We start from the raw sequence: 21,670 nt of genomic DNA, 5'->3' as shown, positions 1-21,670 counted from the left end.
TAGGAACAGTACGTATGTATAAATTGATGAAGGGAAGCGCAGTGGCAGTGGCGTTGTCGGCTTTTCTTGTTGGATGTGGCGAAAAGGAACAAGCCCAAGAGTCGGTTGATTCAACCGCTGAAACGGCATCGAGCGTCCAAACCATTTTAACGGTGGAAACGATGGCCTTGGCGCTGTCTCCTTCTTATGCAGTACAACGCGAATATGTCGGTGTGGTTAAGGCGGGTCAACAGGCCAATTTAGGTTTCGAACTGGCGGGCAAAGTAAACGAGATTCTGGTGGATGTCGGTGACACAGTCACAACGGGTCAGCCGTTGATCAGGCTGGATACCCAACTTTTGGAAACCGAGTCTAGCCAACTGAAAGCGCAGGCTGAAGAAGTCAAAGCTCAATTGAGTTTGGTGGCTGCGAACCTTAAACGTCAACGTTCATTGAAAGCGAAAGGCTTCAGTGCCGAAGCTGAGATTGATTCGTTAACCAGTGAGCAACGCGTATTGCAGGCGAACTTGCTGCGTATTGATGCCTCGGTAAAAGGCAATCAATTGAAGCTGGTGAAATCGACAGTTCGTGCGCCATATTCAGGGACCATCGCAACCCGCTATGTATCGCTTGGAGATGTAGTGAATGTAGGGAATCCAACTCTTACACTGCTTGCCTCTGAAGGGAAAGAGGCCTTCATCGGTATCCCTGCCCATCAAATGAAAAAGGTTACTTCACTTTCCGCACCAAGTATTCGCGTCGGGCGAGATGAATTCGCTGTGAGCCTGTTGAATCCGGGCGCAATGGTTGACACACAGTCTCGCAGTGTCGGTTTGCGTTATTTGTTTCCAGAACAATCAGCGGTATTAGAAGGGCAACTTGCCTATCTGAAATTTGACGAACAGATTGATGACCAAGGCTACTGGGTGCCATTAACGGGTTTGATTGATGGATTGCGCGGTGTGTGGAACATTTTTGTGATTGGTGAAGACAACAAGGTCGAACGTCGAAGCGTTCAGGTGTTGTTTGCTAACAATCAACAAGCGTACGTAAGTGGGGCGATTGAAGACGGTGAACAAGTGATTGCCAGTGGTTTACATCGTTTAGTTCCCGGACAAACCGTGAAGCCAGCAAGCGTTACTGCTGAATAGGGAATAGCATGAAAATCATAGAGACTATTTCCAACACTCGACTGCTTATCTTAATGACCGCACTGCTGATGGTGAGTGGTATTTCTGCGTTCATGACGTTGCCACGTGCAGAAGATCCAGTAATCATCAACCGTTACGCGAACATTACTACCAGTTTCCCCGGCGCCAGTGCCGAGCGTGTTGAAACCTTAGTTACTGAGGTTATCGAGAACAAGCTGCGTGAGCTGAGTGAAGTTAAACTCGTGAGCTCAACCTCAAGGCCGGGCGTGTCTATTGTCACCTTAGAATTGAATGACACCATCACCGAGCCTGAGCCGGTTTGGTCTCAAGCTCGCGACAAGTTATCTGACATCGAATCCATTTTGCCTGCGGGCTCTCATTCTCCCGATCTCGATAGCGACCATACCTATGCTTTCACAACCATCGCATCTCTAACCTGGTCTGGTTCAGGCGAGCCTGACCGATTAACACTCGGGCGTTATGCCAAAGAACTCGCTAAGCGACTAAGAACTTTGTCGGGTACCGAATTCGTTGATGAATATGGTATGCCACAAGAAGAGATTCAAATCAGTTTGCGTACGGCCGATGCAGCGGCGTTAGGGCGATCAAGTGCTAATATTGCTGAGTCGCTAGAAGGGGCGGACGCCAAAAACTCTGCCGGTGAATTGGTCAGTGCTTATTCTCGCTTTGGCTTAGAGATTAAGTCTGAGCTTGATTCCATTGAACGTATTAAACAGGTGCCAATAGCCACCGACAGCAACGGTCACATCATCCGCATGGAAGACATTGCTTCTGTGAAACGTGGTGAGAAAACCCCACAAGACCAGATTGCCATTATTGATGGTGAGCCGGGTGTGATTGTCGCGGCAAGAATGCATCCTGATCTGCGAGTTGATAATTGGACGTCGCGAGCTAATGCTCTGATTGGTAAATTTGAGCAAGAGTTACCAAGTAACGTTAAGGTGACGGTGCTCTTTAATCAGCAAGGTTATACCGAAACTCGCTTAGACGATTTAGGCAAAAGCTTGATGATCGGTTTTGGTCTGATCTTGATTGTTCTGTTTGTCACTTTAGGTGTGCGTGCCGCGATCTTAGTGGCAATTTCTCTGCCGTTAACCTCATTATTGACCTTGTCGATCATGAAAATGACCGGTGTGCCGATTAACCAAATGTCGGTGACAGGCCTAATTGTGGCGCTCGGGATCATGGTTGATAACGCGGTGGTGATGGTCGATACCATTCAGGCGTATCGTTTGAAAGGGCAACAACGAGCAGAAGCGACCATGAATGCGTTGAAGCATTTATGGGTGCCGTTATTAGGCTCAACCTTAACTACCGTGTTGGCGTTTGCCCCGATTATCTTGATGCCGGGAGCATCGGGTGAATTTGTCGGTGGTATTGCGATTACCGTTTCTTTCTCATTGATCGGCTCTTACATCATCTCGCACACCTTAATTGCGGGCTTAGCGACCAAGCTACTGCCGAAACAACTCAGTGATGTCGACAAGAAAGGGCAGCACCATTGGTACATGACGGGTTTGAGAATCCCGGCTTTGACGCGCTGGTTCTCATCTTCTGTCCGCTTTGGTGTCACGCATCCAATCATCACGATTGCTTTGGTGTTGTTGGTACCGTTTACTGGTTACTGGAGTATGTCTCAGCTTACTGAGCAATTCTTCCCGCCATCAGACCGAGACATGTTTGAGATTCAGGTTTACATGCCGCCGCAAGCGAGCATTTACGCCACTAAAAACACCTCTGAAAAAATTGACGATATCATTCATCGTTACCCTGAAGTGGAGCGTATCGATTGGCTCGTGGGTGCAAACTTCCCATCTTTCTATTACAACCTGCAAGCAAGGCAAAATAATGCGCCGTACTTCTCGCAAGCTATGGTGAAAACAGAGAACTTTGATCAAGCCAATGCGCTGATTCCTGAGTTGCAAAAGGTGTTGGATGAAGAGGTGCCGGAAGCACAAATCTTGGTACGTAAGCTTAACCAAGGGCCTCCATTTACCGCGCCCGTTGAACTGCGAGTGTATGGTGAAAACCTCGATACGTTGAAAGCGATTGGTGAGGATGTGCGATTGATTTTGGCGGGTGTTCCTCATGTGACGCACACAAGGGAAACGCTGCAACCAGGTACTCCGAAGGTGTGGTTGAAGGTCGATGAAGATACCGCAAAGCTGAATGGTATCTCATTGAACCAGTTCGCAGGTATGCTGCAAACTACGCTGACAGGTCGTGAAAGTGGCTCTGTGATTGAAGGCAGTGAGTCGGTACCAATCCGTGTTCGTGTGGCAGATGAGGCGCGTGAGAACTTAGCGCATTTAAGCAATATTCGTCTGCCTATCAGTTCAGATGTTTATTCCACGGGGATTAATGTTTCGACTCTGGCCGAGCTTGAACTGACCACCAGTCGTGGCGCGATTACTCGTCGTAACGGGCAACGTGTGAATACCATTGAGGGCTACATTGAAGCGGGTGTTTTGCCTCAAACGGTACTCAATGAATTCCAAAAACGCCTAGAAAACTATCAGATGCCATCGGGTTACACGATTGGTTTTGGTGGTGAATCCGCTGAACGAGACAATTCAGTCAACAGCCTGATCTCGAATGTCGCCGTTGTGGTGGTATTGATGGTGCTGGTGGTGGTGATGTCATTCAACTCGTTCCGAATGAGCAGCATCATCTTCATGGTAGCAGGGTTGGCGGGTGGGCTAGGGTTGTTGTCGGTGTGGATTTTCGGTTATCCGTTCGGCTTTACGGTGATCATCGCCATGCTCGGCATTGCAGGTTTAGCTATCAACGCGGCCATTGTCATTCTGACCGAATTGAAGCTAGACAAGGAGGCTTCCTCTGGGAATGTTGATGCGGTCGTTGAGGCGGTGATGTCGTGTACTCGCCATATCAGCTCGACCACGATTACAACCGTTGGGGGCTTTATGCCGTTGATTATTGCTGGTGGCGGTTTCTGGCCTCCATTTGCGGTCGCGATTGTCGGCGGTACAGTATTAACCACCCTTATCTCGTTCTACTTTGTACCTGTGATTTATCACTTGATGACTCGAAATCAGCGAAAAACCATCGCAACTCAAGCGGCATAACTGTTTTTCAATTTAACGCATCTTTAATTTAACGTCTCTTCAATTTAACTGCTCTTCAACTGCCCATAATCGAGCCGTATCTGGCTCGATTATGGTGTTGTTATTCTCGATAAATTCATCCCAATTCCTACCATTTTGTTGGTCTTTTCACCGCTATTACACTCTCAATTAGTCAAATTATCCTTTCTGTTAGTCATTATATTCTTTCAATTCGTCACATTAGTGCATCGATGAATGCTTGATTATCTTGTTGGTGAATGAGTGGAAGTTTTGAATAATCTAATCAGTGAATACCTTGTAAATGGTATGTGAATTCATAATCTTGACGGGCGTCACACTTCTATTTATTCGTTCTTTCTAATGTACCTTGAATTTGCCCCGAGCTTTGGTGGTGAGCAAGTGTTTATCTACTTTTTCTAAATCCCTTGTCAGTACTGGCTCTATCCGTGTAGCACGCAATTGATGTGTGTCTTAATCGCTTACTGCTTCTTAGTTTTCGTCTTCATAAATGGAAGGTTAGTTTCCAAGTTTGTTTGGTGAGCTTTCAATTTCAACTCTTCATAATGCGCCAAATGTAACAATGTATTTCAAAATGTAACAATTAAGTCATGTTTTCTGTGTGGTTTTAACTCAGCAGTAACGAACCTTATTGCATTGCTTTTTGAGATGCGGCGTTTCACATGCTCAACACATAAATATTCTAATGATCATGACAACCAGTACTCAGACGTTCGTTCTGAGGCTGGATAACCATCGAGAAAGTTAATGGAAGCTTCAAGATATAAACGCATTTTATCGAGAGCAAATCTGTCGAGGATTGGTTTGGTGGGAACCGTCCTGATGCTCGAAGGATGTAACTCCGCATTGCTCGACCCAAAAGGTAGCGTTGGCGTTCAGGAAAAGGAGCTGATTATTACGGCTCTGTTGCTGATGCTGATCGTCGTCATCCCCGTGATTCTGATGACCATCTACTTTGCCTATAGATACCGCGAAAGTAATACCACAGAAGAGTATGCACCTGACTGGGCGCACTCAACCAAGATCGAAGTGGTGGTATGGACGATTCCAATCATCATCATCGCGATTCTAGCCACCATCACTTGGCGAACAACACACGAATTAGAGCCATCAAAGCCTCTGGTGAGTGACGTTAAGCCTATGGTGATCGAAGTGGTCTCTCTGGACTGGAAGTGGCTGTTCATCTATCCGGAGCAAAACATTGCGACGGTTAACTATGTTGCGTTCCCGAAAGATGTACCGGTGACGTTTAAGCTAACTTCAGACAACATCATGAACGCGTTCTTTATCCCGCGTCTTGGTTCGCAGATCTACGCGATGCCAGGAATGGTGACCAAGCTGAATTTGATCGCGAACCACGAAGGTGACTTCAAAGGTTTTGCATCGAACTACAGTGGTAAAGGGTTCTCTCAAATGAAATTCACCGCATCAGCCATGCCTGATCAAGTGGCGTTTTTAAACTGGGTGGAGAAAGTGAAAGCAAGTCCTGATCGTATTGAAGATTGGGAGCAGTTCCGTTCATTGGCCGCGCCAAGTGTGGCTGAACCTGTGACGCTGTTTTCTAGTATCCCACCATTTTTATTCACTGATGTCGTGACCCAGCACCCTGGTTCAATGAACTGTCTGCCGGAAACCCAAGGATAATCGTCATGTTTGGAAGATTAACTCTAGACTCAATTCCCTACCACGAACCCATTATTTTGATCACCTTAACCATGATCGCTTTAGTGGGTAGTTTAGTGGTGTATGCGGTAACAAAAGCCGGTAAGTGGCAATACCTATGGAATGAATGGTTTACGTCTGTAGACCACAAAAAACTAGGCTTCATGTACATTGCGGTCGCGATGGTGATGTTAGTTCGTGGCTTTGCCGATGCGGTCATGATGCGCAGTCAGCAATTGCTTTCTGCAGCTGGTGAGACTGGCTATTTACCGCCACATCACTACGACCAGATCTTTACGGCTCACGGCGTGATCATGATTTTCTTCGTCGCGATGCCTCTGGTTATCGGCTTGATGAACATCATCGTGCCGCTGCAAATTGGCGCTCGTGATGTTGCATTCCCTTATCTGAATAACTTGAGCTTCTGGCTGTTTGTGGTGGGTATTATCCTAACCAACATGTCACTGGGCTTGGGTGAGTTTGGCCGAACGGGTTGGTTGGCGTATCCGCCGCTGTCTGGTATTGAGGCGAGCCCGGGAGTCGGGGTCGATTATTGGATATGGGCACTGCAAATATCCGGTGTGGGTACCACGTTAACGGGTGTGAACTTCTTCGCGACTATTTTGCGCATGCGTACTCCATCTATGCCAATGATGAAGATGCCAGTGTTCACTTGGGCATCTCTGTGTGCCAACATCCTGATCATCATCTCTTTCCCAATCCTAACGGTCACCATCGCGTTACTGACTTTGGATAGATACATCGGTACGCACTTCTTCACCAATGACCTTGGTGGCAACGTGATGATGTATGTGAACTTGATTTGGGCATGGGGACACCCTGAGGTGTACATCCTAATTTTGCCTATCTTCGGTGTGTTCTCTGAAGTAACTGCAACCTTCTCTCGTAAAAAACTGTTTGGTTATACCTCGCTGGTATGGGCGACGGTGGCTATCACTATTTTAGCGTTTGTGGTTTGGCTGCATCACTTCTTCACCATGGGGTCTGGCGCCAATGTGAATGCCTTCTTCGGCATCGCGACCATGATTATCTCTATCCCAACCGGGGTTAAGATCTTCAACTGGCTATTCACCATGTACAAAGGTCGTATCCGCTTTACCACACCAATGATGTGGACGGTCGGTTTCCTAATCACCTTTACTGTAGGTGGTATGACGGGCGTATTGATGGCGGTTCCGGGTGCGGATTTCATCCTGCATAACTCTGTATTCCTGATTGCTCACTTCCACAACGTGATCATCGGCGGCGTTGTCTTCGGTTGTTTTGCAGCGATTGGTTACTGGTTCCCGAAAGCGACCGGCTTCACTCTGAACGAGCTTTGGGGCAAACGCGCGTTCTACTGTTGGATCATCGGCTTCTTGATGGCGTTCTTGCCGCTTTACGCTCTAGGTTTTATGGGCATGACGCGTCGTTTGAGCCAAGACATTAACCCTGAGTTCTTCCCACTACTGGCGGTTGCGGCTGCAGGTACGGGCGTGATTGCGATGGGTGTGGTGTGTCAGTTCGTGCAGATTTACGTGAGTGTTCGTGACCGCGACCAAAACCGAGATCTAACCGGTGACCCATGGGGCGGACGTACCTTCGAATGGGCAACATCGTCACCACCACCGTTCTACAACTTTGCAAAACTGCCTAAGGGCGATGAGATCGATTCGTTCTGGTATCAAAAGCAAAGTGGTGAGTTTGATCCAACTCAGGAAGAAGAATACGAACGTATTCACATGCCGAAGAACACACCGACAGGCATTTATGTGTCTGCATGGGCGTTGGCATTTGGCTTCGCAATGATCTGGTACATCTGGTGGCTAGCGGCTGCAAGCTTAGTAGGCATCGTGGTGACGTGTATTCAACACAGCTACAACGACGATGTGGACTACTACGTGGAAGTTGAAGAGATCAAAGCGATTGAAGCGGCTCGACGTGCGCAGCTTGCAGAAGCGAAAAAACAGTCAGTGAAAGGCGATCATTCTGGTCGTGGTAACAGCGCTGACAGTGATGCTGATAGTGGTAATAACGACAATAAAGATGATTTGGAGACGACGTATGCAAGCTAATACTCCGTCACACACTTATGATCTTGCACACTCGCATGATCATCACCACGAAGCTGCGGGCAACAAGTTGTTTGGCTTCTGGGTTTACTTAATGAGTGACTGTGTCCTGTTTGCCACGCTTTTCGCAACGTATGCCGTGCTTGAGAGTGGGTCTATCGCAGGGCCAACAGGTAAAGACATCTTTGAACTGCCGTTCGTGTTTGTCGAAACCATGATGCTGCTGTTCAGTAGTATCACCTTCGGTTTTGGCATGATTGCGATGAAGCGCAAAGACGTGACCGGACTGAAGCGCTGGATCAAAGTGACTTTCGCATTGGGCTTAGCCTTTATCTGTATGGAAGTGTATGAGTTCCATCATTTGATTGCAGAAGGTTATGGCCCTCAAGAAAGCGCATTCCTTTCTGCGTTCTTTACCTTGGTTGGCACACACGGTTTGCACGTAACGTTCGGTCTGATTTGGATGGCGGTGGCGTATCACCAGCTTTCAACCAAAGGCTTGAACGACAACATGTCGATGCGTTTCCAGTGCTTAAGCCTGTTCTGGCATTTCCTTGATATCGTTTGGATTTGTGTATTTACCATCGTGTACTTAATGGGGGTGATGTAATGGAACAGCATCTAGACAGTGGTGCAACGGATTATGTGAAAGGCTTTATTGCGTCACTGATTCTCACCATTATTCCGTTCTACATCGTGTGGGCGCATGTATTACCAAGCACAGAAACGTACGTGATCTTGTTCGGCTGCGCGTTGGTGCAAATTTTTGTGCACTTTAAGTACTTCTTACATATGGAAGCGAAATCTTCCGATGGGCGTTGGAACTTGGTGTCACTGATGTTTACCGCCATTGTTGTATTGATTCTTATCGCTGGCTCGGTATGGATTATCTACAACATGAACGTCAACATGAAGTTGTAGGCTAAGGTATGCTGAAAAGATATCTGTCTATCACCAAACCGGGCATCATTTTCGGCAACCTGATTTCTGTTGCGGCGGGGTTCTTCCTCGCCGCAAAAACAGAACCAGCCAGTGCGATGTTGTTACTGACAACATTAGCGGGTGTGGGACTTGTGATTGCATCAGGTTGTATTGTGAACAACATCTTTGATCGAGACATCGACCAAAAGATGAAGCGCACACAAAATCGAGAATTGGTTCAAGGAAACATCAATACAGATGTAGCGTTCGTCTATGCCTTGGTTTTACTGCTAGCAGGCACAGCGCTGCTGTTTCAGTTCGCTAATCCGATCTCTGCGGTCATGGTGTTGCTTGGCTATGTGTTTTACGTCTTTTTCTACACCATGTGGTACAAGCGTACATCGGTTTACGGCACTTTAGTTGGCAGTATTTCGGGAGCCGTTCCGCCGTTAGTGGGCTACTTGGCGGTGACTAATTACATTAGTTTGGAAGCGGTTTTGTTGTTCGCGATGTTCTGTTTATGGCAAATGCCACACTCGTACGCGATCGCGATGTTCCGCCTTCAAGATTATCGAGATGCAGGCATTCCAGTGTTACCGGTGAAAGAGGGCGTCGACAAAGCACATCAACAAATGAAAGCGTATGTTGTGGCGTTTGGCGCAGTATCATTGGCGCTGTTCCTACTCGGAGAAGCGGGCTATGAATACCTCGCGGTGTCGGCGGCAGTCTGTTTTATGTGGACTAAAGTGACATTCCGCAAAGTCGATTGCCTTAACTACATCCAGTGGTCAAAGACGGTCTTCAAGGTCTCTCTGCTGGTGGTGATGAGCATCAGTGGTGTACTGGGGCTGGAGTTGATTCCGTTGCCTACGCTTTTTTGATTTAAGTTTGTCGTTGAACCCTCAATGTTCTGAAGTCCGAGGGTTTGACGACTTTTTATCTGTCCCGCTTTAAGCTATTACCCTTCAAAAATATCACTAAGCCAATCTTCAAGCTGCTCTCGTTTATCTTGTGGGCCATTGATGATCACTAAGCCGTTTAGTGTCGCGTGATCCCAAGATATAGTGCCAGTTGCTAGCGCATCGAACACATCTAATTCAGTAATTAACAGTAGATCTTCTTCAGTAGGCAAAGTGTCTCTACCTGACACATCGACACCCTTCTCAAGTTTCACTTGGCTGTAATGACCTTTGATTGCTTCGAACAAGTTGAACTCAATTTTGCTTGGGTGGGGTTTCGCAAGCGCAGCCTTGATGGCAAAGAGTCGAAAGTGATCTGGCTTATTGAGGTTGTTGAATTCATCGTCTTGTCTGGCTGTAATGACGTTGCCAAATACCTCGAGTGAACCGGGCTCTGTCACTAAACTAAACCCTGTCTCTTGGTGAAGACCGCAGGCAAACGTGAGTGAAGAGGTAAGCGAAAGAATCAGAGCAAATCGTTTTAGCATAATGGTTATCGAGACCTATGACAGGGTTAAGAATCTGACGCCAGCAGCCGAACCTGACGATAAAAAAAGGGACCACAAAGGGTCCCTGTATTTGTTTGTCGTCCATGTGAAGCGGTCAACGTATTGGTTGATAGTGTGTTATTGATTGTTTACTAACACGCTATCGTCGAAGAGCTATCGCCGAAGAGCGACCGTTCAAACTCGCTATTAGCGAACGATGAGCATGATCTCTTCTGGAGTCATTGGCTTATCGAAGTAGCTCATGAATTGACCGAAGCCTTTGATGTCGCCATTCGAGAACTTGAATGCACCAGACTGTAGGTTGGTACCAATCACTTGTTGAGCGTTTGGACCCGCAATCAAGATTTGGTTCAATACTGCACGAGTGGTGTTGATTTGAACATCTGCGCCTTTCACTGCCTCTTCGTGTAACTGAGCAATGCCGTTGCGAATTTCGATAGTGAATGCTTCGTTAGTATCAGAGAAGTTGTACGTTAGCATCATGTTTACGTCTAACGAGTTTTCTGCGATTAGCGTCGACGTCATCATATCGAAGATTTGCTTACTTGGTAGCGCAGTTAGTACGTCTACAGAAGCGAAGCTGATCATGTTAGAGAAATCACGAGTACCTTCTAGTTCAGCTGCAGCATTCAATGCCCAGTTGCGCCAGTTGATGTTCACTTGATCTGCAGACCATGCTTTGTAAGCTTGTGCTTTCAGTAAGCGTGCTTCCATGTCATCTTTATTTACCGTGATTGGGTAAGAAAGAATCTCTGCTGCAAAGGTGTAGTTCTCTGCTTTCATCGCCGCTTTTGCTGTGTCGATGATGTTGTCACGACCGCCCATGATCTCTACGAATGCTTTAGCGCGTTGCTCGTAAGCCATTGGCTCTAGCTGCCATGGATCCGCTTCGAAGAAACCGTTGTAACCTACGTAAATCTGGCGAACGGCGTGTGCAACGGTACCGTAGTGCTCACCTAACCAAGGGTGCTCAGCAAGGTGCTTAGGAAGTTTAACCACTTCAACTAGCTCGTCTGGCGTCATACCTTTGTTCATGTAACGGATTGTTTGGTCATGCGTGTATTGAATCGCATCACGATAAGCCGTTAATACGTCAGATACCGCTTCTTTACCTTCAACAGGACGACCGTGAGAGTTAATCATGATCTCAGTGTCGAACTTACGCATTACGTCGATGCCCTTGAACCACATTGATGGGTCACGGAATTTAGTACCACGGATGGTGTGAAGGTTAGGGAAGTTCTCACCTTGAAGTACTTCAGCCGCGTGCAGGATTTTCTGCTCTGGGAAGTAAACCACTAACTCATCTTTAGTTTCAGATGGTACGTTCTCGATGTGCATCTTAACGCCAGCAATTTCGATTTCGATGTGGCTTTGGCTTGGTACCAGCAGGTTTGGTTCAATGAACGAGATAGCACCTTGCATGAAGCGCGGACCGAGGCCGTCGTTTACTGTGCCGTGCTCACCTTCTTCTACGTGCTTGGCACCTGTGTAAGAAGTACGGTGACCAAATAGAGTTCCTAGGTTTGAAGACCAGTTAGCCACTGCTGCGGTTAGGCCTTCTTCAGCGATGATTTTTACTTCGCCTGATGCTACTTCTTCATCTGTCACCCATGCACGCACACCAGAGATGTGGTCGATGTGGTTGTGAGAATAGATGATGGCTTTAACCGGCTTGTCTGTGATTTGACGGAACTGTTCTTTAACCGATTGAGCCATTTCTACCGACTCGCCTGGATCAACAATGATGATGCCGTCCGTACCTTCGATCATGACAGGGGTGTCTAGACCGAAGCCGTAACCAAGATAAATATTGTCATCCACTTTGATGATTGCTTGGTCCATTTTACGACCGTGCTTGGTGAGGATTGGATGAACGTGATCAGATTCTTCTGTGTAAGCCAGTGAGTCGCCCGTTTTCGAAACAACTTGGATGCGCTCGCCTTTGCCCCAGAACATGTTTGACTTGTGTTCGAATAGAACCTCGCTCTTGTAGCGAGCATCAAGGTCAATGTTTTGGTATTGCGCAGCATTTGCTGTTTGAAGTTCTTGGCCTACTTTCGATGTCGCTTCTACAGTTGGCGTTGCAGATGCAAAACCAGAAGCAAATAGAGCGCTCGCGATAGCAACAGGGAGCGCCATTTTTTTGAATGTATTAGTCATGGTAGTGACCTTATATTTGGATACAGGAATTGGATTTCTTGAGCCAAATGATAGAGGTGGGAGAGGTCGCTATCTACGCGCAAACAGAATTTCAATCTATCGGTTTTACGATTGATTGGATAACTAATGATTATTTTTGCGATTTATTTTGATCTAAATCAATTAGTAAGTGGGGCTTGTGACAGATACAAAAATGCCCTGAAATTCAGGGCATTTAATTTGGAACTAATGGCTGTTATATAAGTGTTTACCGAGAACCTGAGTACTTACCGAGAATCTGAGTACTTACCAAGCACCTAAGTAAGACTTGTAAGATTGTAGGCGAACCGTTGCTGCGCCGATTACATCGATGAAGCCCCAGAACGGATGCGGCTTCTCAGCCGAGATCCAAGCCGCGCCAGTTGAACCAATAGGGATGTTGTAACCTTCTGGTTCGATGATCTCAAGTACGATAGTACGACCTAAAGCATTCCCATTTCTTACTACGTGTTGACCGACGCTTTGTGGCCCCTGAAGTGGAGAAATACTCGACTCACCGGTACCGGCATTAAAGCTGTGTACTTTTGCTCGGAACACGTGCCCCGGGTAGGCATCAACGAAGAACTCAGCGAAGTCTCCTACTTGAACATAGCCATAAGTTTGGTCTGAAATGCGCATCTCAAGGAACTTTTTGCTGGTATTGTAGAGGTGCATGTTACCCATGACAGAACCTTCAGCAATATTCACTATCGATACCTGACCGTCAAATTCCGCTCTAATGGTTTTCTTCTCTTGCGCCCAGTTCACTTTTTGTAGATCGGCTTTTAACGAAACAAGTTCAGCGTGCAGCACTCGAAGATCAGAGTCGTACTTTTCTACGTCACGCATATTGAAGATTTCAGGTGACGTTTCAGCACGCTCTAAGTCCCGAGTCATTTGCTTGATTTCTTCTTCTTTCTGAACAATTGAAGATTCGATCTTTGCTTTGTCTGCGGCAGAATCGATGTCGACGAGCGTGTAGATTATGTCGCCTTCTTTAACCATTTGGTTGTGATCAACAAGCACTTTGTCGATCTGCTGGCCGAAGATAGGTGACATAACCGCGTGTGGTGCTTTTACTGTGGTCGAGTTCGTTAAATCAACGGGTGCCCACAAGCGAGAGATAACCGCTAATACCGCAAGGATTGTTACGCCGCCAATGGCAGCCCACGTGTAGTTTTTGAAGTTCTTCTTAAGTGCGCCTGTCGCAAACAGTGACCATACAATTAGGATGTATGGAATCATCATCTCTTTCATTATGCGACCTCTTTTTCTGTAGGGGATGGTTTTGTTGGAGTCTTTTCTTCTGAAGCCTGTTCTTTTGAAGGCTGAGCTTCTGAAGACGGTTCTACTGGAGACTGTTGTGTTTGAGACGGCTCTGTTACCGATTGTTCAGGTGATACGTGTACTGCGGCTGTCTCTGTATTGGTCGCGTCTTGTTTAGGCTGTACACCACGGCGAATCACATCACTCAGTGATTGACCAATATGCTTCCAGTTCGCCAATGCGATAACCAAAGCGATAACCCAGAATGTTTTGCTGATGAAGAGCCCGCAAAGTGACAGTGCAAACACGATTTGTACGTGAGCGCTTTTGTGTTCTTTTGCTTTATGCACACCCAGTTCATGCAACTGCCACATGCCGTAAACACCGGCTAATACCACAGCAATGGTCACCGAGAACAAGTAACCAGAGAAGGACTCCATCTGGAAGAAGTTCATCATCATTTCATTGGGATGGTTGTTGAATTGAGACATGTCGATGTCTTTAGAATGGATAGTGCCTAACGGTGCAAGAGCCCATGCACCAGCAAACATTACCGCCATAAACAGGCAGAATTTAATCAAGACCATAGCAACGGCCCAGATCTTCTGGAAAACGATTTTTATAAAGTTCATATCTCAACCTACATCAATAAGAAGAGAGAATTTGCAGCCTAGAAGTCACCTTTAATGACATCTTAAAAAGTAGATGTCTATTATGTGGGTAGATTGGTGCTCATAATAAACAAAAGTAACAGATGATATTTAAAGTGATATTGCTCAGTCCAGACAACCGATTCTCGGTATCAAGAAGCGAATATGCTCCTCTACAAATCAATTCTTATTGTTAGCCTGAAACGCAGGTTGAATGACGATGCACTGTTGAACGAAATATTAGGCTCGTTCTTTTAGCTACTGTCTTCTTTACGTGTAAACCTCGTCTGTCGAGGGGATCTTCCATGGCAATTGACATAGTGTTGTAAAACATTTGTCAGCATTCTGTTTGGGCTAAGAATTGATTTGTTAGCAGGATAATAGGAAGAGTTTTGAGCAGTATCTACCCAGAATTACGATTTGATAATATCGTAATTACGATTAGTAGTTATAACTCTAAATCGGTAGGTCGATTTATTTGAAAAGGCTCATATACAGATAGAAAACATTGTTCATTAACTTGGTTTGGATCAATGAAATGACTAATAAAAGCATCAATAAGCAATTTGGCGGAATTAATCTTTTTACACGCTTCTTACAATAAAAGGAGTAATAGAAACGAATGATGGATGACATATAACTGATAATAGATTTTTGAATACTGGAAAAATAGGTTTCTGTTTACGGTAGAGCGCTGGATTCGAAATATTGTAGCTTTAATTCTTCAAATGTATATCTCAATGTCGCTGAACACAGTGTCATGATAAACGAGACAATATCGTATTGTTTATGTTCTATTGAATGTGTAATCTAACCCAATCAAATGCGATGTTGATTGGGGATAAAACATTGCAGTTGAAGAACAGATAGAGAAAGACCTAGCGGATAGCTAGGCCTTGATGTTGTGCACGAGTGAGGCCATGAATCAGGCACTGTGCGTGACTCATAGATAATCGACGAAAGGTCGAGACTACCGCTTTACAGGAAGCGGTAGTTCGCTTGCATACCAAAGAAGTGTGCGCTGTTGTCATAAGCGCCTTGAACATTGATAACTTGCCCCTTCGAGTAATTAAGCTCAGGCTCGTCCAGATCGATGTAATCGTAGTAAGCGCGCAGTTCCCAGTTCTTATTGAGCGCATAGGTGGCACCGGCGCCAATACGTTTGGTTTCACCTACAGGAAGATCCATATATTGATGAGTTGCGTCATCTTGAGGCGAAGTCTCGTAGCTGATGCCTGTTTCTAGTCGCAAGGTTGGGGTGATTTGGTAATGAGTACCTATGGCTAGGTTCCACACATCGTCAAAGTTACGGTCGACAACTTTTACTGAGTTATCATTGATGTCTAGCGTGAGGTCAGTCCAAGTTGATAGGTCATACCAAGTCACACTCCACAGCATGTCCCATTGGTTATTAACGGCGTGCACGCCGCTAATTTGGATGTGTTGAGGCATGATAAAGTCGAGCCAAACATCATGCTTGGTGTCGCTAGCCGAATGTTGAAGATCCCCTTCACCGTAATGAGCAAGTTCAGAGCGGTAGATAAAGCCAAAACGGTGTTGTTCGTTCGGTTGGTAAAAGGCACTAAGAGAGTAGCCAACCGTGAAATCATCCGCGTCTGCTTCGAATAAGTGTTCAGAACCAATGTCGCCAGTGCCGATAAAAGGATTCAACTCGCCGTTTGCAGTGAGGTATTCCGCATTGACTGAGGCACCCAACGAAAGCTGCTCATTCACTTTGTAAGATATCGAAGGCATCAGTTGAACAGTCATGAATTCAACATTCTTTAATAAACGCTGCCCAGAAAAGTTATCACCATAATCGATCCCTGAACCACCTTGAGAAGCCAAAGCAAAGCCAGCGTGAAATTTGTCGTTGATAGGGGTGACAAAGTAGAAGCTTCCTACCGGAGCCCAACCACCAGCATCAATGTTACTGTCAAACCGCTCTTTTGGGTCTGTGTCTGAATAGTTGATGTCTGTGTAGAGGCCTGCCAGGTTGACGGTGAGTTCAGGGTTTTCTAGCTGAGACATAGCGGCAGGGTTAGTCCATGCGGTTAACGCACTTTCAGCTAACGCTGCCGATCCTGCGCCTGCGGTACTTGCGTTGAGGGAACCAAGTTCAGGAAGAAGGTGAGCCGCTGCCAATGCTGGGTTTGAAAGCATCGCGTTACTCGTCATCATCGCAATAGTGATGGCAAGGTAGTGTTTTTTCATGGAGAAACCTATTAAGAAACTAATTACGCGGGATGTTAGTGTCTCAATTTGGGACTTTAAACGAGGGATTCTTATTTCATTCTATCGCTTTTACGATAGCATAGTACTCATGGTCGCCTAACGAGTAATGATATATGAGTAATGACATCCCCAACTTCAACCTACTTGCTGTGTTTTCTGCGGTGATGGAGCAGGGCAGTTTAAGTAAGGCTGCGGATCAACTCAGTACCAACCAATCGACCATCAGTACCGCGTTAGCCCGCCTAAAGAAAGAGATTGGCCAAGAGCTTTTTGTTCGTAAAGGAAGAGGTGTTGCGCCTACGTCTTATGCGCAAAGCTTGTATGAACAAATTAAAGCGCCGATCAATGAACTCAATGGTGTGTTTCAGTCGATGGCTAATTTTGATGAGCAAGCCTCTGAACGTAAGTTTGTGATCTCTGCGCCTGAACATCTGCAGTGGGTGCTGCTCAATAGTTTCGCGGCGCTTCCTAATCAAAATTTGTCGTTAGAAGTGTTTGATCAACCAGACAGTGATGAGCGCATTTACGAAGATCTTTTGACGCAAGAGTTCGATGCGATGATCGATATTGTGGTGCCTGAACACCCAAGTATCGTCAGTGAAACACTTTATGAAGGCGAGTTTGTGATCGTGTGTCGAGCTGATCACCCGCGAATCCAAGGTGAAATCAGCGAAGTTCAGTTCCTGAGTGAAAAGCATGCTGTATTAGACAGAACACGACGCAAAGTTCGCAGTTTAAATCACTACACTTCTTTGGATCTGTCCCAACGTAAAATCGTATTTCATGGGCGTTCACTGTTCAGTAATATCTTGCTGTGTAGCCAATCTGATTACATTACTGTGGTGCCTTTATCCATGGCCGTGCAGTTCCAAGAAAAGTTAAGTTTGCAGCTGTTCAAGCCGCCTTTTGAATATCAGCCGATGTCTCACTACCTGATTTGGTTGAAGAAGCAGAACAGCGACCCCGCTCATAAATGGTTCAGAGAACAAGTCATCAGTACATCAGATGCAATGTCGAAGGCGCTTAAAGATAGGCGTTTGCGGTTTTAATTGAGAGTTTAATTCTAGGGAAGCATTGGCTTCCCTTTTTTGTGTCATTGAGTTCGTGTTAGTCATAAAGCTCATAATAAAAAATTATCATATTGAGAATTTTTGATAATTTCCTTAATTCCTCGCTGAATCGTATTATTTCACTCAGAGATTAGTGGATAACCTCCACTCAAAATAATAACGGCGCCATGCTTATGGTGCTAATAAGGGTGAAATATGAAATTCCTACACACAATGATCCGAGTTACTGATTTAGACAAGTCTATCGAGTTCTACACCAAGGTATTGGGAATGAAGGAACTTGAACGCCATGAAAACAAAGACTACCGCTACACATTGGTTTTTGTTGGCTACGAACAAGGCGGCACGACTATCGAGCTAACGTACAACTGGGATACGAATGAGTACGAGATGGGCAGCGCGTTTGGTCATCTGGCATTGGGTGTAGACGATATTTACGCAGCATGTGACAAGATCAAATCGCTAGGTGGCAACGTCACTCGCGAAGCGGGACCAGTGAAAGGCGGTTCAACACACATTGCTTTCATTACTGACCCAGACGGCTACCAAATCGAACTGATTCAACTAGGTTAATCGAGGATATAACAATGACAAACGCACTATTTCAACCAATTCAACTTGGTAATATCGAGCTTAAAAACCGTATTGTTATGCCACCGATGACGCGTTCTCGCGCAACGCAACCTGGTAATTCAGCAAACGACATGATGGCGGCTTACTACGCTCAACGCGCTTCTGCAGGTTTGATTATTGCGGAAGGTACACAAATTTCACCTATGGGCCAAGGTTATGCTTGGACTCCAGGTATCTATTCTGATGAGCAGATTGCTGGTTGGAAAAAAGTCACCGATGCCGTACATGAAAAAGAGGGCGTTATCTTCGCTCAACTTTGGCATGTAGGCCGTGTCACACACCCAGACAACATTGGTGGTGAACAGCCAATCTCGTCTTCTGCACTTAAAGCAGAAAACGTAAAAGTATTCATCGATAACGGCACTGATGAACCGGGCTTTGTAGATGTGGTTGAACCTCGTGAGATGACGAAAGAAGACATCAAACAAGTGGTTGAACAGTATCGCCAAGCGGCTTTAAATGCGGTTGAAGCAGGCTTTGATGGTATTGAACTTCACGCCGCGAATGGTTACTTAATCAACCAATTCATCGATTCTGAAGCAAACAACCGCACTGACGAATACGGTGGTTCAATTGAAAACCGTTTACGCTTCCTAGGCGAAGTGGTTGAAGCTATGGTTGAAGCGATTGGCGCTGACCGTGTTGGTGTACGCCTTGCTCCGTTCACATCGTTGAATGGTACCGTTGATGCTACGCCAGTAGAGACTTACACAGCGGCGGCAGCACTACTTAATCTATACAAAATTGTTTACCTGCACATTGCAGAAGTCGATTGGGACGATGCACCTGAAACGCCAAAAGCATTTAAAGCGGCAGTTCGTGAAGCTTACGATGGTGTCCTGATTTATGCGGGTAAATACGATAGCGAGCGTGGCGAAAAAGCGGTTGCTGAAGGCGTAACTGACATGGTTGGTTTTGGTCGTCCATTCGTTGCTAACCCAGATTTACCAGCTCGTATTCAAAATGGTTACCCACTTGCGGCGCACGATCCAAACACATTGTTCGGCGGTGCTGAAAAAGGTTTAATTGATTACCCAGAATACGCAGGCTAAAAACAGCTGCCTGAAGCAGAGTATTGAGATAGTATCTTGATCCTGTTGAATGTTTATAAAAAGCAACCTTGCAGAGTCGGGTTGCTTTTTTTGTTATTGGACCAAGTAAAATGATGAAAGCGATGCGCGGAGAGCTTTACCTCCTATTTGCTACCCTGTTAGCTGGGATTGGATGGATTGCATCTAAGCTGGTGGTATTAGAAATGCCGGGGCCAGTGTTCATTGGTGTGCGATTCCTCGTCGCGAGTTTGATTCTTCTGCCGTTTTGTATTCATCACATTCGTAAGCTTTCGCTTAAGCAGGTTCTTTCTCTTTGCGGAGTGGGTTTGCTGCTGTCTGCCTCATTGCAGGTATGGGTGTTTGCAGTATCGGTGACAGAAAGCTTGTCGGAAGGGGCATTCATCATGAGCTTAGCCATGATCATTGCCCCCTTTGTGTCTTGGATTTTGTTTCGAGTTAAACCTAATCGTGCGTTTTGGATGTCTTTCCCTATCGCGATTATTGGCATGCTGTTGCTGACTTTGGGCAATGGCTGGCATGTTGAGCAGAGTCAGATTTACTTCTTGCTAGCATCGATGTTGTTGTCTGTTCACTTTGTGATGAACAAGCGTGTGATTACCAATATCAAACCTATCGCATCAATCTGTGTGCAGCTGTTTGTGGTGGGTGTGAGTGGTTTAGCCTTTGCTTCTATGACAGCTCAGCCGGAGTTCGAAATCACCAAAACCTTAGTCTTCTGGTTTATCGTTTCTGCGGTGATCGCAACGTCTATTCGTTACTTGTTGCAAACGGTCGGTCAGCACTCCGTGAATATGGAAGTGGCGGCATTGATCATGATTCTTGAGCCTGTGTGGACGTTGTTACTGAGTGTCAGTGTGCTTGGTGAAAGTGTTGAGATGCAGAAGCTGCTCGGTGGGGCGGTGATCATTGCTTCACTGTTTTGCTATATCAAATGGTCGAGACGAAAATAAAACACTCGGCGTAAGGCCGAGTGTGGGTTATTTTTCAATACACGTTCAGAGTGTAATAAGCTTTGCTAAGCAGTGAACGCGGTAATATCAGATTGCCGCGACTACTTTCTGAAGTAGCTTGAGCATTTGTTGCTGTTCTTCAGCATCTAACTCATTCATCAACGCTTTGTTTAAACGAACTGGGATAGGAACGAGTTGTTCTTCAAGTGCTTTACCTTTATCCGTTAAGTAAATTCGGAAAGAACGGCGACTGTTTGGATCGGCTCTGCGTTCGACCAGTTCAAGCTTTTCTAACTTGTCTAATGTACGTGTCGTTGTTGAATTCTCGACTTTGGATTTCGCAGCAATATCACGCTGAGTCACACCTTCTTCTTCCCAAAGACACATCATGGTTGGCCATAGTGCAATGCTTAAGCCATGTTCCTTCAATTCCGTGTCGAAATCTTTGGTCGCTTTATTGGCGATCACATTGATCATCCAACCAAAGCTTTTTTGTCTATCAAACTCTTCTGGCATCTTTCGCAACCTAATTTTACTGTGATATCACAACTATTGTCATCGTAACTAATACCGATGCAATTAGCACCAACAACGCTTTCCTATTTGATGAAAAAGCCAATTGACTGCCATTTCTGAAATAATCCGTTGACGCTGAATGGCTTTGTTTGCCTGTGATCATGGCAAGAACCAGCGGTTTTGAACGCAGTTTGTAGATGATAATGGCCACCAAGTGCAGTACCACAAAGACCACTAACATGCGTGCTGCAATGCCATGCACCGTACATAACACATCGAATACTGCATCAGTAATCACGCGTTCCGAGCCTGGTATAGCATCAAAGAAACCAGCAATAACAAGCCCTGTCATACATTGGACAAACAGAGTCGTGATCATTCCTATCACCATCCACGCACCTAACGGATTATGGCCCGGTTTTGGTCGTACTTTTCCCCGTAAGTAATTCCAAGCCGATTTTGGGGAGCTAATAAATTGAGAAAAGCGACTGGTATCGCTGCCGACGATTCCCCAAACCAAGCGCCATAAAATCAGACTGAACAGTGCGAGGCCTAAGTAAACATGAGGGCCTTGTCCGTTAAACCCTGACGCAGCAAGACCAATAAAGAGTGCGGCTTGAAGCCAGTGATAAAGTCGAGTTGGTAGATCCCAGATTTTCATAATGCTTTTCCTGTTTGCGAATTTGCTTGGTGGGAATAATTTACATAACAATAGTTG

General features: G+C 45.8%; 18 protein-coding genes. 11 read left to right on the top strand and 7 right to left on the bottom strand.

Annotation, left to right across the window (positions count from 1 at the left end; translation table 11 throughout):
• Positions 1-14 precede the first annotated feature (14 nt).
• The 7 genes from AACT19_RS05000 to cyoE all read left to right on the top strand — a co-directional run bounded on the left by AACT19_RS05000 (position 15) and on the right by cyoE (position 9,791).
• On the top strand, positions 15-1,130 hold the full coding sequence (locus AACT19_RS05000; protein ID WP_076645560.1) for an efflux RND transporter periplasmic adaptor subunit: 1,116 nt from the start codon (positions 15-17) through the stop codon (positions 1,128-1,130).
• A gap of 8 nt (positions 1,131-1,138) precedes the next feature.
• Complete coding sequence (locus AACT19_RS04995) at positions 1,139-4,237, top strand: efflux RND transporter permease subunit (protein WP_076645558.1); 3,099 nt, start codon at positions 1,139-1,141, stop codon at positions 4,235-4,237.
• 765 nt (positions 4,238-5,002) lie between these two features.
• On the top strand, positions 5,003-5,899 hold the full coding sequence (gene cyoA, locus AACT19_RS04990; RefSeq protein ID WP_081324494.1) for a ubiquinol oxidase subunit II: 897 nt from the start codon (positions 5,003-5,005) through the stop codon (positions 5,897-5,899).
• A 5-nt stretch (positions 5,900-5,904) separates the two neighbouring features.
• Positions 5,905-7,992, top strand: coding sequence for a cytochrome o ubiquinol oxidase subunit I (gene cyoB / locus AACT19_RS04985; protein ID WP_017078918.1), 2,088 nt, complete (start codon positions 5,905-5,907; stop codon positions 7,990-7,992).
• Complete coding sequence (cyoC, locus tag AACT19_RS04980) at positions 7,982-8,599, top strand: cytochrome o ubiquinol oxidase subunit III (RefSeq protein ID WP_004736303.1); 618 nt, start codon at positions 7,982-7,984, stop codon at positions 8,597-8,599. The genes cyoB and cyoC overlap by 11 nt, the downstream gene beginning before the upstream one ends.
• A complete protein-coding gene (gene cyoD, locus AACT19_RS04975) occupies positions 8,599-8,910 on the top strand; it encodes a cytochrome o ubiquinol oxidase subunit IV (protein WP_004736302.1) in 312 nt (103 codons plus the stop codon). Before cyoC ends, cyoD begins: the two co-directional genes overlap by 1 nt.
• Positions 8,911-8,918: 8 nt before the next feature.
• Positions 8,919-9,791 carry a heme o synthase gene (gene cyoE, locus AACT19_RS04970; protein WP_076645554.1) on the top strand — a complete coding sequence of 291 codons (873 nt, stop codon included), beginning with the start codon at positions 8,919-8,921 and terminating at the stop codon, positions 9,789-9,791.
• Between the two features lie 77 nt (positions 9,792-9,868).
• Here cyoE and AACT19_RS04965 read toward each other — a convergent pair whose 3' ends face one another.
• The 5 genes from AACT19_RS04965 to AACT19_RS04945 all read right to left on the bottom strand — a co-directional run bounded on the left by AACT19_RS04965 (position 9,869) and on the right by AACT19_RS04945 (position 16,689).
• Entirely contained in the window at positions 9,869-10,357 is a 489-nt protein-coding gene (locus AACT19_RS04965; RefSeq protein WP_076645552.1) for a hypothetical protein, read from the bottom strand.
• 207 nt (positions 10,358-10,564) lie between these two features.
• Positions 10,565-12,541, bottom strand: coding sequence for an alkyl sulfatase dimerization domain-containing protein (locus tag AACT19_RS04960; protein ID WP_017091899.1), 1,977 nt, complete (start codon positions 12,539-12,541; stop codon positions 10,565-10,567).
• A 285-nt stretch (positions 12,542-12,826) separates the two neighbouring features.
• Entirely contained in the window at positions 12,827-13,816 is a 990-nt protein-coding gene (locus AACT19_RS04955) for an efflux RND transporter periplasmic adaptor subunit (protein WP_004736298.1), read from the bottom strand.
• A complete protein-coding gene (locus AACT19_RS04950) occupies positions 13,816-14,457 on the bottom strand; it encodes a magnesium transporter (protein WP_076645550.1) in 642 nt (213 codons plus the stop codon). Before AACT19_RS04950 ends, AACT19_RS04955 begins: the two co-directional genes overlap by 1 nt.
• A gap of 996 nt (positions 14,458-15,453) precedes the next feature.
• Complete coding sequence (locus tag AACT19_RS04945) at positions 15,454-16,689, bottom strand: OmpP1/FadL family transporter (RefSeq protein ID WP_076645548.1); 1,236 nt, start codon at positions 16,687-16,689, stop codon at positions 15,454-15,456.
• Positions 16,690-16,823: 134 nt separating this feature from the next.
• Between AACT19_RS04945 and AACT19_RS04940 the strand changes: the two genes are divergently transcribed.
• The 4 genes from AACT19_RS04940 (at position 16,824) to AACT19_RS04925 (ending at position 20,436) form a co-directional block, all read left to right on the top strand.
• Positions 16,824-17,759: a LysR family transcriptional regulator gene (locus tag AACT19_RS04940; RefSeq protein ID WP_076645546.1), complete on the top strand. Its 936-nt coding sequence runs from the start codon at positions 16,824-16,826 to the stop codon at positions 17,757-17,759.
• Between the two features lie 216 nt (positions 17,760-17,975).
• The gene (gene gloA, locus AACT19_RS04935) at positions 17,976-18,353 is read left to right on the top strand and encodes a lactoylglutathione lyase (protein ID WP_004736293.1); all 378 of its coding nucleotides are present in this window, start codon (positions 17,976-17,978) and stop codon (positions 18,351-18,353) included.
• A 14-nt stretch (positions 18,354-18,367) separates the two neighbouring features.
• Entirely contained in the window at positions 18,368-19,465 is a 1,098-nt protein-coding gene (locus AACT19_RS04930; protein WP_076645544.1) for an alkene reductase, read from the top strand.
• Between the two features lie 110 nt (positions 19,466-19,575).
• A complete protein-coding gene (locus tag AACT19_RS04925) occupies positions 19,576-20,436 on the top strand; it encodes a DMT family transporter (protein WP_076645542.1) in 861 nt (286 codons plus the stop codon).
• An 87-nt stretch (positions 20,437-20,523) separates the two neighbouring features.
• On the opposite strand, the gene AACT19_RS04920 is transcribed toward AACT19_RS04925, so the two are convergent.
• Both AACT19_RS04920 and AACT19_RS04915 read right to left on the bottom strand, forming a co-directional pair.
• On the bottom strand, positions 20,524-20,952 hold the full coding sequence (locus AACT19_RS04920) for a MarR family winged helix-turn-helix transcriptional regulator (RefSeq protein WP_017091366.1): 429 nt from the start codon (positions 20,950-20,952) through the stop codon (positions 20,524-20,526).
• Between the two features lie 16 nt (positions 20,953-20,968).
• On the bottom strand, positions 20,969-21,613 hold the full coding sequence (locus tag AACT19_RS04915; RefSeq protein WP_076645540.1) for a cytochrome b/b6 domain-containing protein: 645 nt from the start codon (positions 21,611-21,613) through the stop codon (positions 20,969-20,971).
• Positions 21,614-21,670 lie beyond the last annotated feature (57 nt).

Source organism: Vibrio sp. 10N.222.47.A9 (assembly GCF_963872585.1).
Classification (GTDB): domain Bacteria; phylum Pseudomonadota; class Gammaproteobacteria; order Enterobacterales; family Vibrionaceae; genus Vibrio; species Vibrio splendidus.
Note: the sequence above shows the minus strand (reverse complement) of the source record. Positions and strands in the feature narration are given on the sequence as shown.